Source organism: Nostoc sp. 'Peltigera membranacea cyanobiont' 210A (assembly GCF_002246015.1).
Taxonomy (GTDB): Bacteria; Cyanobacteriota; Cyanobacteriia; order Cyanobacteriales; family Nostocaceae; genus Nostoc.
This window is the reverse complement of the sequence record NZ_NOLJ01000002.1, coordinates 643,161-656,731: the sequence shown is the minus strand read 5'-3', so window position 1 is coordinate 656,731 and position 13,571 is coordinate 643,161. Positions and strand designations below refer to the sequence as shown.

Genomic DNA, 13,571 nt, shown 5'->3' with positions numbered 1-13,571 from the left:
TACTAAGATCCTAGTTTAGTACTCGACCAACCCAAAATTTCTGGGTGAAGGTGGGCCCCATTCACCTAACTTTACTGCTGACGATTGGCTTTTTCTTGAGGAATAATCTCCGTTACTACCCTACCGCTAGAACTGCCACCTTTGACAACAATATTTTCTGTTTGCAGATTACCAACTGCTGTTTCACCCACAAAATTTAATGGTGGGTCAATTTGTCGGTAAACAACATTTCCCTGAGCTTCAACTAACTTATTGTCTAAATACCAAGTTAGTGTATTGGATCTTAGAGACTGGCGACGCTGACCAATAGCATTGACGTTACCTTTTAAATAAACGGTTTTTTGCGGTATTTTCATTTCACCTTGATTGGCTGTCACTGTGACATTTTCAGCACGATGGAACATTCGTGTGGGCGAGTTTGTAGTGACAGTTTCTGTATTCATGTTCCAGGTCATAGAATTACTAGATATTTGCATTGGTGGGTCTAGTAATTCTAGTTGAGCATTTTTTTGGACAGTGGCAATTTTTGTTTTTAAGTTGACTTCGGCAGAATTTCCCTTACCGCGATCGCTAATTTTATTATCTTTGTAGCGGTCGATTTCTAGGGGGCGATCGCCAATCAGTTTTTCTTCTTTAATATTCCAAATTAAATGTTCAGTTCTCACTTGCATCTGGGGATCGATAGAATTTGCTACCACTCCTCCAGAAAATTCCATCCGCTGTTCACGGGTTTTTACTCGCACTTCCTGCGCTACTGCTTGTAGTTTTTTATGGGTGCCGTTAATCTTGTTACGAACAATCAACAAATCTTCTTTGGGGCGCCATTCTAATTCATTACCTTGCAACACAATCCCATTACTAGGATCTGTAGCAAATATCTTACCTTTTAGAAACAACTGCTTACCATCTTGTTCAATGTCTGCTACATCTGCCTTGATTTGGTAAACAATTTTTCCATCTTGATATAGTTCACCATAAGGACTTTCAGCCTGACCAATTTGTTTTTCTTTGGTGTATTTTGCGGTTTTAGCCCTGACTTTCCAAATTGGTCTTCCCACTTCATCTGCTTGTTCTAAAGTGACATCAAAGAAAGTCAAATTGCTATCTTTGTTAGATGAATCCGCAGTATTTTGTTGGGAAGCTGGGGGGGATTTGCCCCCGCAGCCAACTAAACCAAATACCAAGAAAAAAGTCAAAGGTAAAATAAGAAAGGAGGGAGTGGAGGAGAAATCTTGCATTTTTCTCTTTCCCCATCTCCCTCTTTTATGAAATTGATACGCCATTATTCTTGGATTTCTAGGTGTCCATCACTAGTTCTGGGGTCTTCCAAAAAACCGATACCAGATAACGGCCGGTATGGATAGCTTTGACGAGGGGTTTTTTGAATATCTTCTTTGATCGCTTCTAAATCAATGTAGCGATCGCTTACATTAATTAAGCTGTCGCTGGTCATGGAACGCAAGCTCACAACTTCTACCCGCACGCCACGATAGCTGACCGAATTGACCGCATAAGCTAAATCTCCATCACCGCTAACTAAAACTGCGGTATCATAAGAATCTACTAACGCCATCATGTCTACTGCTATTTCTACATCCAGGTTAGCTTTTTTAGAGCCATCTGGTAGCTGGACTAAATCCTTAGCAATGACTCGATAGCCATTGCGACGCATCCACAGCAGAAACCCCTGTTGCTTCTCGTTTGTCCGATCTACGCCAGTGTAGAAAAAAGAACGCAGTAATCTAGAACCTCCTGTTAATCGACATAATAGCTTCGTGTAATCTATTTCAATACCTAGTTGCAGTGCAGCGTAAAATAAATTTGAGCCATCAATAAATATGGCGACCCTACCCCGATTCTCCAAAACCTGTTCTGGCGTAAAGATTGAATCATTTTCCAAATTATTCAACATCATTCTGATACCTCAATTTTTATCCCTGTTATTTTTGATACAAATTACCAACTTTTAGATGCTAGTCACAGCGGCTTATGATAATGTTCTGCGGCTAATTTAAATTGAGCCACGATAAATTTTGTGAGAAAATAAGAAATTGAACAAAATCAGAGTTTGATAAGGACTAATCGTTTTTCGGGGGTTCTATTCGCTTAAAAATCGGTTGGGGTGTACCCAACTGTTGTTTGCTCGATAGTAGTCCCCATGTAGCATGGATGGCAAAAGGAGCAGTTACTGAACTTTGTATTCGATCGTTAAAATTTATTCTGAAGCCTAGCTGCTGATAAATATCGCTACTAATGTTCGGAATAATTGGGGATAGCAGATAAGCTGCTAGTCTAACTGATTCTAGAACTGCGTAGAGAACCTTTTCCACCGACTCCTGCTGTCCCTGTTTATATAATGACCAAGGAGCCTGTTCATCAATAAACTTATTACTGGCTTGTGCCAGTGAAAGTATGGCCACGCAGGCTTGACTGAAAGCTAGCTCTTGGTATGCTTGTTTTACTTGTTCCCCTAGACGTAAACCAATTGCTTTCAAAGGATTTTCGTCAGGAATCCCTTCATTGCCGATTGATGGGACATTATTCTCAGCACAGTACTTTTTCACCATGCTCAAAGTGCGATTGAGCAAATTACCTAAATCATTTGCCAAATCTGCATTCAGAACATTAATGAACCTAACTTCATTAAAATCTCCATCCTTACCAAATTCGATTTCCTTAAGGAAGTAATAACGAACGGCATCACTACCATAGCTCTTAACTAATGCCACAGGATCAAGGGTGTTACCCAGACTTTTGCCCATCTTCTGCCCGTCTTTAGTCAAAAAGCCATGTCCAAATACTCTCTCTGGCAAGGGTAAGCCTGCTGACAACAGCATTGCTGGCCAGTAAACTGCATGGAAGCGCAGAATATCTTTACCAATTAGGTGCAAATTAATCGGCCACCATGTTTCTAACGCATTTGCTAAAGTCGGTTCTGCATCTGGTTCTAGTAATGCTGTGACATAACCTAGCAGCGCATCAAACCAGACATAGAGAGTGTGCTTGGGATCAACTGGTACGGGAAAACCCCAATCTAAATTCACTCGTGAAATGGAAAAGTCTTGCAGTCCTTGATTGACAAAGCTGAGGACTTCGTTGCGCCGACTTTCTGGTTGAATAAAATCCGGTTTAGATTGATAAAATTCTGTCAGCTTAGTTTGATATTTGGATAAGCGGAAAAAATAGTTTTGTTCGTCTCGCCACTCCACTTCTTTGTTAGTATGAATTGGGCAACGGTGTCCTTCTAACAGATCCCGTTCTTCTTTGAATTCTTCGCAAGATACGCAGTACCAGCCTTGTTGTTGTCCTTGGTAAATATCACCAGATTCCCAGACTCGCTCAAAGAATTCTTTGACGATCGCTTGATGACGAGGCGCAGTAGTCCGACTAAAGCGATCGTATTGAATGTCTAATAATTGCCATAAACTCACGAAACTAGGGACAATTTCATCACAAAATTCTTGTGGCGCTTTGCCTAAATTTTCTGCCGATCGCTGAATTTTTTGCCCATGTTCATCTGTACCTGTAATTAGTAATACTTGATGTCCCAGTAATCTCTGAAATCGCGCCACTACATCGGCTGCGATCGTCGTGTAAGCACTGCCTATATGGGGGACATCGTTTACATAATATAGGGGTGTGGTCAGTGCAAATGTCAATTCTTTTTTATTCACTAGATTCATGCAAAATAAAAATTAACTTATTAAAAGGTTTTATCTCTTAGCTTTCAGCGGCAAAACCACGCAATTATACAATATTATTCCTATTTTTTCCAATAACATCTTCATACTAGCAAATTTATCAAGTCCAGAATTGTTTTTTAATATGCATCAATTAAACTCATTTTTACCTAAAAAATGGAAATTAACTAATCATAATTTTTTTGAATAGTTTCTATTAGATATTATTGTGATTGAGAATACATAATCGGGAATACAGAAAATTTAGTTGCTTTTGGAGATTAGATATTTCTATCTTAAGACGGTCATGGCATTAGTAAAGAAATGTAAAAATTAAATTAAGACAAATTGCCATATTTACCGGAAAATATATTGATTAGGTATGAGTGGAAATAGCCCCCTAGAGATTTCTCGCGCTTTGGTGGCGGCATTCTCAACGCAAATGTTCCGCTATTACGAAGACCGCATTCCCCAGGATGCGAGCGTCTTGGTAGTCAGCAATCATCGTAGCTTTATGGATGCACTGATTTTAATGGCGGCGTTATCGAGTCCGATTCGCTTTGCTTGCCATCACTACATGGGACAAGTTCCAGTCATGCGAGAGATTGTCACCGGTCAATTGGGGTGTTTTCCTTTGGAAGAAACTCAAAACCGCCTGCAAAGCTTTTTTTTGCAGTCGCAGGTGCTATTGCAGTCCAAGCAGATGGTGGGAGTATTTCCAGAAGGGACTGAACCAATGGTGAAATTTACTCAGCCAAACCAGGTGGGTGAGTTTCATCGGGGATTTGCCCATTTGGCTTTGCGGGCGAATGTGCAGGATTTAGCTATTTTGCCGATCGCGATCGCTTCCTTAGAAGAAATAAACACCAATGGCTTCCCATTAAGACTTTTAAGTGTATTCGACCCTTCAGAACCTTTATTTAATCAAAGTGGTTGGCATCCCTTGGTAATTTATCGTCGAGTTGCGGTGTTAATCGGTCGTCCTTATTGGATTACGCCCCAACATCATAAAAAATATCATGGCAAACAAGCCAGAACTGTTGTGGCTGAACTGACACAACACTGTCAGGATGAAATTAGCAATTTACTGCTTCAAGGTTGCTATTAAAGCTATTCGATTTGGACTTTCCTGGGGAACGCTACGCGTAGCTTGCTTCCCCGCAGGGGTACGGCTCCGCTCAGTCGAACAATTTTGGATTGTCTGCAAAACTTTGAGTAGCTTGTTCCGAGACTTTTTTGTTTTTGCTCAAAAGTACCGAAGCTAATAAAAGCAACAATTCGCAGTCCAAAAGTTTTATACCATTGACTAATGACTAATGACCAATACTTCGACTACGCTCAGTACAAGTGACCAATGACTATCACAGAAGTTGAGCTAAACCCTTGTTTTCTGACTCCTAAACGAGTACAGCCAGAGTATCCACTATTGGTATATTTGCCAGGAATGGATGGAACTGGTCAACTATTGCGATCGCAAACCGCAGGATTAGAAACTGGCTTTGATGTGCGCTCTTTGGCGCTCCCCCGGAAAGACCTTAACAGTTGGGATGCCCTAACTAAGAGTGTATTGGACTTGATCGACGCCGAATTAGAAAAAAGCTCTCAGAGGCCAGTTTACTTGTGTGGTGAGTCCTTTGGTGGTTGCTTGGCAATGAAAGTGGCAATCCAAGCACCCCATTTATTTAAGCGAATTATCCTAATTAACCCAGCTTCGTCCTTTCATCTTCGCCCTTGGTTAAGTTGGGCATCCCAGCTAACTTACTTAGTGCCATCAGGATTGTATGATGTTGGCGCACTAGGCTTGTTGCCATTTTTAGCATCTTTGTCACGCATTTCTCGCAGCGATCGCCACGATTTGCTGAAAACTATGCGTTCTGTCCCGGCAGAAACCGTTCTTTGGCGGTTGTCTTTACTGCGAGAGTTTAATATTGATGAGGAAAAGTTAGGTCGCTTAACTCAACCAGTTTTATTGATTGCTGGTGCTAGCGATCGCCTTTTGCCTTCTGTAAGCGAAGTGAACCGGATAGCGAACATCTTACCAAATAACAAGATTGTGGTGTTGCCCCATTGTGGACACGCTTGCTTGCTAGAGCAAGATACTAATCTCTATGAAATTCTTAAGGATAACGACTTTTTAGAAAGTAAAGCTGATATAGGTAGAGTTAAAAAGTAAAAAGTGTGATACACATAAATTCATGCGGATCGCAACCATTTTTTCTTTTGTTTTTTAACTTTTGCTTAGTTCGGTGAGAAGATAGGGAAAAGGACATCTAATATCTCATCACTTTCAAACAATACTTGCGTCCTCAAAAACCTTAACCATGTATTTTTGGAGACTCTCAAATGGTTGCTCTCAAAGACTTACTTGGACAAGAATTAGACAAATTGAATGAAGAACAACTCAAACAAGTTAGTGATTTTATTGCCTTCCTCAAATTCCGTAGCAAAAATATTAGCTGGCAAATAGATAAAAATCAAATAGCTGCTCTTTATACTGAATTTGCCCAGGAAGATCGTCAACTAGCTGAAGCAGGATTAGATGAATATGCAGAACTTCTTACACAAGAAGATTTAAGATGAGGGTTCAACGAGGTGAAGTATGGCTAGCCAATTTAGACCCTAGCAAGGGTTCTGAACAAGGAGGCACAAGACCAGTTATTATCTTTCAAGATAATATCGTCGCCGAATTATCTACCACTATCATCACCATTCCTTTAACAACAAATTTGCGTCGTGCGTCTTTGCCAACCTGTTTATTAATTCAAAGTAGTGAAGGTGGATTAGAACGGGATTCAGTTGCTCTTTGCCACCAATTGCGGGTAATTGATAAAACAAGATTGCAAACAAAAGTGGGCGTTCTGACTCCAGAAGTACTCACTATTTTAGAAGGTAAAGTGTTATTGACATTAGGTTATCAGTGGTAAAATCACAACCTCTGTCATCCATCTTATGTCTATAGTTAAAGCTCAGAATAATTCCTATTTGCTCTGACGAATTGTACTTATCGAGAGATGTCAAAGCCCCTCAAACTTCGCTACAACCAAAAGAGAGAGGCTTTACAAGATGGTGTCAAGCAATGGCAGACAAACCCCAAGAAATAGAGGTGAATAAATTAGTTAATTCACCCAGAGAGACTTCAGAAGTAGGAATTCAGGCTCAATCATCAATAGAAAATGAACCGTCTGTATTAGAGTCTTTTGTTAAAACTGTTGTTCAGACTGGCCAAGCAGTTTTAGATACAGCAGTAGGGGTGGGAGAAGCGACGGCAAAAGAAACACACAAGTTAATTGAGCAAACAACTCAAACCAGCGGTCAGTTTGTGAATCGCCTCAGCGAAAATTGGCTGATTAGAAAACTATCTGGAGTCTTAAATCTCAATTGGCTCATTAACGATAGTAACCTTGTTGATTTAGAACAAGCAGAAGCGGCGGTAAACAAGCTTAAGAAACAGTATCCAAATGAATCACCCAGCCAGCTTGCTCACCGAATCATGGTGGAAAAAGCAACTCAAGCAGCCACAGTTGGACTAGCTACTAGTTTTTTGCCAGGAATAGCAGTGGCATTATTGGCAATTGATTTAACAGCCACAACAAAATTGCAGTCAGAAATGCTTTATCAAATTGCATCTGTCTACGGGCTAGATTTAAAAGATCCTGCCCGTAAAGGTGAAATTTTGGCAATTTTTGGGTTGGCTTTGGGTGGAGGGCGTTTGTTGAAAGCTGCGGGATTAGGCTTGCTGCGAAATGTGCCCTTGGCAGGTGCAGTTATTGGAGCTAGTTCAAATGCAACGATGATCTATTCATTGGGGTATGCTGCTTGTCGATTTTACGAAACCAAGCTGGATGAATCTACTTCTCTGGCATCGCCACAGACATTAGCAACATTAAAAGCTGAAAGTGAAAAGTATCTAGAAAGTGCGATCGCTCAAGAAGCCGTCATGGATCAAATCTTAGTTCACATGATTTTGGCTAGCCATCCAAATAAGACTTTGGAAGAAATTTTGCCAGAATTACAAGCTGTAAAACTCAGTCCTACCTCGTTGGATGCCATTGCCCAAAATATCAAATCACCTAAGTCTTTAGATATACTGCTCAATCAGCTGAATCGTGATTTTGCTATACCTTTGCTCGTTCAGTGTGAAAAAATTGCCCAGCTTGACAATAAGACTACACCACTTGAGCAAGAAATAATAGCAGCGATCGCCAACAAATTTGACATTGACACAAACAAAATTGGGGAATAGGCATTGGGCATGGGGCAAGAAGGAGGACGTAAAAGAATCTGACTTTTCACGGTATCTGGAAAACCTCTCTCTAAATCTCTCTCCTTGTAGGAGAGAGACTTTGAATATTCCCCCTTTCCGCGTCGGGAAGGGGGTTAGGGTGTTAGGTTTTTGGTGGACTTTTCCACATAATGTGAAAAGTCAGGTAAAAGAATGGAGATCATAGCTTTATTAACGAGTATCAAAGCCTCGTTAACGGAGTTCTGAGGTGGATTGACGAGGAGCAAAGACTCGTTAACGGAGTTCTAAAATGGATTGACGAGGAGCAAAGACTCATTAACGGAGTTCTGAGGTGGATTGACGAGGAGCAAAGACTCATTAACGGAGTTCTGAGGTGGATTAATGAGGATCAAAGACTCGTTAATGAGTGCTATTTATACCAATTGGCTAAATTATAGCTACTGACCCCTGCTTCCCCATATCCACTTGCCCTGAGCGAAGCCGAAGGGATACCCACTCCCCTCACCATGAAACAAGAATTTTGAGCAATACTGGTACAAGAAGGAATATTTACACAAAATCCCAAAATGACAATTCAACCTAGTGATAAGCCTTTACTAGAGTGGGCAGGCGATAGTTTGGCAATTGGATTATTTGAAGATGCAGTAGAGTTAACCGGAGAACTAGCTACTTTAGATCAAAACTTTTCTGGGGTTTTAAAAGAACTGATTGCTGAAGAAGAATTTAAAGGTAAAGCCAATAGCACTATTTTCACCCGTGTAAATGCTGGTAGCCCAGTGCGGAAATTGATTTTGGTAGGTTTAGGTAAACCAGATTCACTAAAACTAGATACTCTGCGCCGTGCTGCTGCGGCTGTAGCCAGGGTAGGAAAAAAGCAAAAAAGCAAAATTTTGGGTTTTAGTTTTCCATTGTGGAATAACGATCCAGCAGCCAGTGCCCAAGCGATCGCAGAAGGTGTGGAATTAGCACTTTACCAAGATATTCGCTTTAAATCAGAACCAGAAGATAAAGGTTCACAAATAGAAAGTGTAGATTTACTGGGTTTCGGTGGACAAGAAGCTGCCATCACCCGCGCCAATCAAATTGTTTCCGGGGTAAATTTGGCACGGCAATTAGTGGCAGCACCAGCCAACGCGGTAACACCACTTACTTTAGCGGAAACGGCTCAAGCGATCGCCAAGGAATACGGTTTACAACTAGAAATTCTGGAAAAAGAAGACTGTGAAAAGTTAGGCATGGGTGCATTTTTGGGAGTAGCCCAAGCTTCCGATTTGCCACCGAAATTTATTCACCTAACTTATAAGCCAGAAGGTACACCCAAAAAGAAATTAGCAATTATTGGTAAAGGTGTAACCTTCGATTCCGGTGGACTTAACATTAAAGGTGCTGGTAGCGGCATCGAAACCATGAAGATGGATATGGGGGGTGCAGCTGCTACCTTGGGGGCAGCAAAAGCAATTGCTCAAATTAAGCCAGATGTTGAAGTTCACTTCATCTCAGCAGCGGCTGAAAACATGATTAGCGGTCACGCCATGCACCCTGGAGACATTCTCACAGCATCAAACGGCAAAACAATCGAAGTGAACAACACCGACGCTGAAGGACGTTTGACCCTCGCAGATGCCTTGGTGTATGCCGACAAATTGGGATTAGATGCGATCGTTGATTTAGCTACCCTGACTGGTGCCAACGTCATTGCCTTGGGTGACGATATTGCTGGTTTGTACACTCCCGATGATGCTGTAGCTTCCCAAATCGAGAAAGCTGCCCAAACTTCAGGGGAAAAGATTTGGCGGATGCCAATGGAAGAAAAATATTTTGAAGGGTTAAAGTCTGGTATTGCGGACATGAAAAATACAGGGCCGCGTCCGGGTGGTGCAATTACTGCTGCCCTTTTCCTCAAGGAATTCGTTAAACAAACCCCTTGGGCGCACATAGATATTGCTGGCCCAGTGTGGACAGATAAAGAAAATGGTTACAACAGCGCAGGGGCAACTGGCTACGGCGTTCGGACGTTAGTTGATTGGGTGCTGGGTGCTGGGGACTAGGGACTGGGGACTGGGGACTGGGGAGATAAGGCAGCAATCAATTCAAAAATCAAAAATCAAAAACTTCTGCCTTGTGCCTCCTGCCTTCTCTTTCCCAATCCCCAATCCCCAATCCCCAATCCCCAAATTCGTGCTATCTTGAGCTTGCCAGCAAAAATTGTTGCAATAGTAACAGAATTAATTTGGCGGTCAGAAAATTAAGCTTTTTCGGGCTTTGCCATCTGGTAAAATTTGTAAGGTTTCTAGAAGCTGTGAGCAATGGGATCGACTCGCGTACGGATCGCAATTGACGCAATGGGAGGGGATCATGCACCCGGTGAAATCGTTGCTGGCGCATTGCGAGCAAGAGAAGAATTGGGTGTAGATATATTTTTGGTTGGCGATCCCCAACAAATAGAAGCTGCCTTGCCATCAAAAACAAGTTTAGGGCAGGTAGAGATCGTGACTGCTGAAGAAGCGATCGCGATGGATGAGGAGCCTTTAAATGCAGTTAGACGCAAACGCAAGGCTTCTATCAATGTGGCGATGGATTTGGTCAAGCAGCAAAAGGCAGATGCCGTATTTTCTGCTGGTCATTCTGGAGCCGCTATGGCATCAGCTTTGCTCCGCTTAGGACGATTGCCAGGAATCGAACGCCCAGCTATTGGGACAGTTTTCCCCACAATTATTGCTGGTAAGCCAGTGCTGGTACTTGATGTTGGCGCTAATGTAGATTGCCGCCCCAAGTTTTTAGAGCAGTTTGGCGTTATGGGATCGGCTTACAGTAAGTATGTCTTGGGTACAGATGAACCGAAGGTGGGTTTGCTGAATATCGGTGAAGAAGACTCTAAGGGCAATGATGCAGCCGTCCGCGCCCACCAACTGCTACGCGAAAATTCCCAAATTAATTTTATTGGCAATGCTGAAGGGCGGGATGTGCTTTCCGGTCGCTTTGATGTAATTGTCTGCGATGGTTTTGTAGGCAATGTATTGTTAAAATTTGCCGAAGCCGTTGGAGAAGTGATTCTGCAAATTTTGCGGGAAGAATTACCCCAAGGATTGCACGGTCAAATCGGTTCCGCACTCTTAAAACCAAACCTGAAGCGGATTAAGCAGCGAATGGATCACGCAGAACATGGTGGTGCTTTACTGCTAGGCGTGGCAGGAGTCTGTTTTATCGGTCACGGTAGCTCCCAAGCACCTTCAATTTTTAATGCAATTCGCATGGCAAAAGAAGCTGTTGACAACCAGGTGATACAACGAATTCAGTCCCAATATATCCTAGAGCGCGAGAGCGGTTAGTCATTGGTCATTAGTCATTGGTCATTAGTCATTAGTCATTAGTCATTCGTCATTTGTAAAGGACAACTGACAAAGGACAAAGGACAAAGGACAACTGACAAAGGACAAAGGACAAAGGACAAAAGACAAAAAGCTGATAGCTTGGGAGATAAAGAGTGCAAAACTTAGGCGTAGCAATCACCGGAAGCGGCTCGGCAGTACCAGCAACTTCCCTACACAACGATACATTAAGTGAACTAGTTGAAACATCAGATGAGTGGATTGCCACAAGAACGGGAATTCGTCAACGGCGATTAGCATTGCCATCTGAGTCCTTGAGTGTACTCGCGACTGCCGCCAGCAGTCAGGCGATCGCAGCTTCAGGAATTAAACCAGAAGACCTAGACCTGATTCTGCTAGCGACTTCCACCCCTGATGATTTGTTTGGTAGTGCTTGTCAAGTACAGGCTAAATTGGGAGCCACCAACGCAGTCGCCTTTGACTTGACCGCTGCCTGCTCCGGCTTTGTGTTTGGTTTGGTTACAGCAGCCCAATACATTAGAACTGGTGTCTATAGAAACGTACTATTGATAGGGGCAGATATCCTCTCTCGCTGGGTAGATTGGGAAGATCGCCGGACTTGTGTATTATTTGGTGACGGTGCTGGAGCAGTGGTATTACAAGCTGCCAAAAGCGATCGCTTATTAGGATTTGCACTTAAAAGTGATGGTACTCAAAACCATTACCTCAACCTTGCTTATGCAGGTACTTCCCAAGAACTGCTGACTGATATAAATATCACCAAAGGCACTTACCAACCGATTACGATGAACGGCAAAGAAGTCTATCGTTTTGCTGTGCAAAAAGTGCCAGAAATCATTGATAAAGCATTATTTCAAGCCAATATCAACGTCGATCAAATAGATTGGCTGATATTGCATCAAGCTAATCAGCGGATTATCGATTCTGTTGCCCAACGCCTGAATATCCCAGAACATAAAGTTATCAGTAATCTCGCCCAGTACGGCAATACCTCAGCTGCTTCCATCCCCTTAGCTTTAGATGAAGCAGTACGACAAGGTAAAATTAAACCCAATGACATCGTTGCGACATCCGGCTTTGGTGCCGGTCTTACCTGGGGCGCGGCAATCTTTCAATGGGGAAGATAAATATTTTGTCATTAGTCATTAGTCATTTGTCCTTTGTGAATGACCAATGACAAATGACAAATGACCAATGACCACTGACTATTGACAAATGACAAAAACTGCATGGGTGTTTCCCGGACAAGGTTCCCAAACGCTGGGAATGGGAATGGATTTACTAGATATACCGTCCGCTAAAGACAAGCTTGCCAAAGCTGAGGATATTTTGGGCTGGTCTGTAACTGAAATTTGTCAAACTCAAGAAGAGAAGTTATCACAGACACTGTATACTCAGCCAAGTCTTTACGTGGTTGAAAGCATTCTTGCTGACCTGCTTCGAGAACGAGGACACCAGCCAGATTTAGTTGCTGGCCACAGTTTGGGAGAATATACTGCCCTTTATATAGCGGGTGTCTTTGAGTGGTCGGCTGGTTTATATCTGGTGAAGCGCCGTGCAGAACTTATGGATAGTTCCATCGATGGGATGATGGCAGCTTTGATGAACTTTGACCGCGAACAATTAGAAAAAGTCATTGCCCAAACGCCTGATGTAGTGATAGCAAATGATAATAGTTCGGCTCAGGTGGTAATTTCAGGCACGACTGAGGCTGTACAAGCGGTGATGACTCAAGTTAAAGCAAAGCGTGCGGTTCCCCTAAAAGTTTCTGGAGCATTTCATTCACATTTAATAGCACCAGCAGCTGCGGAATTTCAAGACATTTTAGAATCTGTGGAATTTCAACCCGCGATTGTGCCAGTGCTGTCTAATGTCGAACCAATTCCGTCTATTGATGCCGAGATTTTAAAGCAACGCCTGAATAAACAAATGACTGGTTCTGTAAGATGGCGAGAAATTTGTCTGCAATTACCAGTTAACGGTATCGAGCGAGTAATGGAAATTGGCCCTGGTAAAGTTCTAACTGGCTTGGTTAAACGTAATAGCCCTGATTTGATTTTACAAAACATCCAGAATGCTAGTGATTTACCTGTTTAATTTTTTTAGCTTCTATTAGGTAGGGTGAAGACACGAAAATCATTATTTGCAGTGCTATCTAGAACTCTGCAAGGGTACTCCTACCAACCTGTAGTGTGGCGGGATGAGGAATTGTAGGACTATTGTTGTCACATTCATTAGTGTTTTGTGGGTAAGTTAAGGTAGGGCGATTCTTAACAACATGGCTACACCTCAAAGACC

12 protein-coding genes are annotated in these 13,571 nt (G+C 42.3%); 9 read left to right on the top strand and 3 right to left on the bottom strand.

The window, feature by feature from the left end; translation table 11 throughout:
- Nucleotides 1–71 precede the first annotated feature (71 nt).
- From lptC to metG, 3 genes are all read right to left on the bottom strand, one after another.
- Nucleotides 72–1,238, bottom strand: coding sequence for an LPS export ABC transporter periplasmic protein LptC (gene lptC, locus CDG76_RS07740; RefSeq protein WP_094348456.1), 1,167 nt, complete (start codon nt 1,236–1,238; stop codon nt 72–74).
- 44 nt (nt 1,239–1,282) lie between these two features.
- Entirely contained in the window at nt 1,283–1,912 is a 630-nt protein-coding gene (locus CDG76_RS07735; RefSeq protein ID WP_094348455.1) for a LabA-like NYN domain-containing protein, read from the bottom strand.
- A gap of 166 nt (nt 1,913–2,078) precedes the next feature.
- Nucleotides 2,079–3,683 (bottom strand): methionine--tRNA ligase, encoded by a 1,605-nt coding sequence (gene metG / locus CDG76_RS07730; RefSeq protein WP_094348454.1) that lies wholly within the window; start codon nt 3,681–3,683, stop codon nt 2,079–2,081.
- A 379-nt stretch (nt 3,684–4,062) separates the two neighbouring features.
- Between metG and CDG76_RS07725 the strand changes: the two genes are divergently transcribed.
- From CDG76_RS07725 to fabD, 9 genes are all read left to right on the top strand, one after another.
- Nucleotides 4,063–4,788, top strand: coding sequence for a lysophospholipid acyltransferase family protein (locus tag CDG76_RS07725; RefSeq protein WP_094348453.1), 726 nt, complete (start codon nt 4,063–4,065; stop codon nt 4,786–4,788).
- Between the two features lie 246 nt (nt 4,789–5,034).
- Nucleotides 5,035–5,853, top strand: a complete 819-nt coding sequence (locus CDG76_RS07720; protein WP_094348452.1) for an alpha/beta fold hydrolase — start codon at nt 5,035–5,037, stop codon at nt 5,851–5,853.
- Nucleotides 5,854–6,023: 170 nt separating this feature from the next.
- The gene (locus CDG76_RS07715; RefSeq protein WP_094348451.1) at nt 6,024–6,260 is read left to right on the top strand and encodes a hypothetical protein; all 237 of its coding nucleotides are present in this window, start codon (nt 6,024–6,026) and stop codon (nt 6,258–6,260) included.
- Complete coding sequence (locus CDG76_RS07710; RefSeq protein WP_094348450.1) at nt 6,257–6,604, top strand: type II toxin-antitoxin system PemK/MazF family toxin; 348 nt, start codon at nt 6,257–6,259, stop codon at nt 6,602–6,604. Before CDG76_RS07715 ends, CDG76_RS07710 begins: the two co-directional genes overlap by 4 nt.
- A gap of 152 nt (nt 6,605–6,756) precedes the next feature.
- A complete protein-coding gene (locus tag CDG76_RS07705; RefSeq protein WP_094348449.1) occupies nt 6,757–7,923 on the top strand; it encodes an EcsC family protein in 1,167 nt (388 codons plus the stop codon).
- A 566-nt stretch (nt 7,924–8,489) separates the two neighbouring features.
- Nucleotides 8,490–9,971, top strand: a complete 1,482-nt coding sequence (locus CDG76_RS07695; RefSeq protein ID WP_094348447.1) for a leucyl aminopeptidase — start codon at nt 8,490–8,492, stop codon at nt 9,969–9,971.
- A gap of 258 nt (nt 9,972–10,229) precedes the next feature.
- Complete coding sequence (plsX, locus tag CDG76_RS07690; RefSeq protein ID WP_094348446.1) at nt 10,230–11,252, top strand: phosphate acyltransferase PlsX; 1,023 nt, start codon at nt 10,230–10,232, stop codon at nt 11,250–11,252.
- Between the two features lie 155 nt (nt 11,253–11,407).
- Entirely contained in the window at nt 11,408–12,400 is a 993-nt protein-coding gene (locus CDG76_RS07685; protein ID WP_094348445.1) for a beta-ketoacyl-ACP synthase 3, read from the top strand.
- A gap of 88 nt (nt 12,401–12,488) precedes the next feature.
- Nucleotides 12,489–13,370 (top strand): ACP S-malonyltransferase, encoded by an 882-nt coding sequence (fabD, locus tag CDG76_RS07680; RefSeq protein ID WP_094348444.1) that lies wholly within the window; start codon nt 12,489–12,491, stop codon nt 13,368–13,370.
- Nucleotides 13,371–13,571: the final 201 nt, after the last annotated feature.